The sequence below is a fragment of the Pseudomonadota bacterium genome, from assembly GCA_022361155.1.
Taxonomy (GTDB): domain Bacteria; phylum Myxococcota_A; class Polyangia; order Polyangiales; family JAKSBK01; genus JAKSBK01.
The window spans coordinates 1-1410 of record JAKSBK010000513.1; the positions used below are offsets into that span (position 1 = coordinate 1).

General features: G+C 49.7%; 1 protein-coding gene. It reads right to left on the bottom strand.

Features of this window, described 5'->3' with window-relative positions:
* Nucleotides 1-1311, bottom strand: a 1311-nt coding sequence (locus MJD61_19070) for a hypothetical protein (protein ID MCG8557365.1), incomplete at its 3' end; no start/stop codon positions are given.
* Between the last annotated feature and the right edge of the window lie 99 nt (nt 1312-1410).

The window sequence follows — 1410 nt, forward strand, 5'->3', positions numbered from 1 at the left end:
AAGCAAGATATTGGTGGACTCATCACCGACAAGATAGTGAAGAAAGACATCACCCGTAGTTTGTAGTTTCTCACGAACAGTGTAGATCGACTCAGTCAGCGGCGTATGCAGGCTGGCAAGCAAAGGGGCGCCGGCAAGGGACAAACGCCTCTCTTTTCGTGAGCCGAAGGTCTGCCGAATTTCATCTCGGATCTTTTGGACCTCACTCGAATTGTCGCCCCGTTCTTTTTTCCAGAGCTCCCAGATGTTTTGCCATTTCTCGCGAATTATATCATCGTTCAGGTCCAATGACGTTTGCTTCGAGTCCAAGCCAAGGACTCCTTTTCGGTATTTTAAATGAAACACCGACCTTTGATGCTCTATGGCCTTATACTTTTCGAACGCATCGAATATAGTCGAAAGATTGCCGCTCTTCGAGAGTGCCTCAATAGCAGGACCGAACAGGTCTTTATATAAGTCCCAATACTCATCAGTATTGGGGTCAAAGCAGAGTTGGCCATGTGACTCCAGGTAGCTTAACGTCGTATCGATTCTCGCGTTGGCCAGGTCGCTAAATCCAGCTCGTGAGTAGGTTTGAATCAGACCCGCATTCCCGGCCAACACGGCCGAATAGACGCCGGCGTCCTTTCCAAGTTGAATGGCATCGAGAAAATATGTCTCGGCGCGCTCAATCTCACCCTGCATCAGGGCAATCTTGCCCTGCATCCAACGATTCGTTGCAGCGTATTGCGGCTGCAAGGTTTGTCGGGCAAGCGCATCTGCTAAAGAGAGGTAATATTGCGCCTTTTGCAGATCTGCCGACTCGCGCAAGTAAAGATGAGAGAGTCTTGTAAAACAAGTTTCGACTAGCTGGTATTGTCTAGTTCGTTGGGCAAATCTCAGCACCTGCTCATAATTCGTCTTGGCAGAGTGAGCATCCCCCCGACTTTTGTGTAGATCGGCGACGCTTAGCATATATTGGTATCGGATATCTTCCAAGTTGTTTTTTATGGCGAAATCCAGACCTCTCAAGAGGTAGTCACTGGCAGCTTGCGTCGAGGGTCCCTTAAGTGTTAGTCGCGCCATTTGCAAGAGCGCGGCGGCAGTCAATTCGGCGCTTGCCAAGCTGTCGGCTAGCTGAATGCACTGATTAAAGAAATCGAAAGCACGGCCATAATCCCCTATAACTTGCGCCGCTCGGGCCGATTGGAAGGTAAAATGTTGCAAAGCGGCGCGATCTCTCAATTTCCTCGCGATTTCACCTCCTTTCTCCGATAGCTCTAAAAATGCCACGAAGCGTTTTTGTTTTTCTAAGAGTCCCAAGTAGCTCATACTGAGGTCTAGCTCCTCTGCCAGAGCCCCGATTGAGCGTGAATGGTCAAGGGCCCGCGAAAAGAAATAGTCGGCGGAGTCTATTCGTCCCGCTTCGAA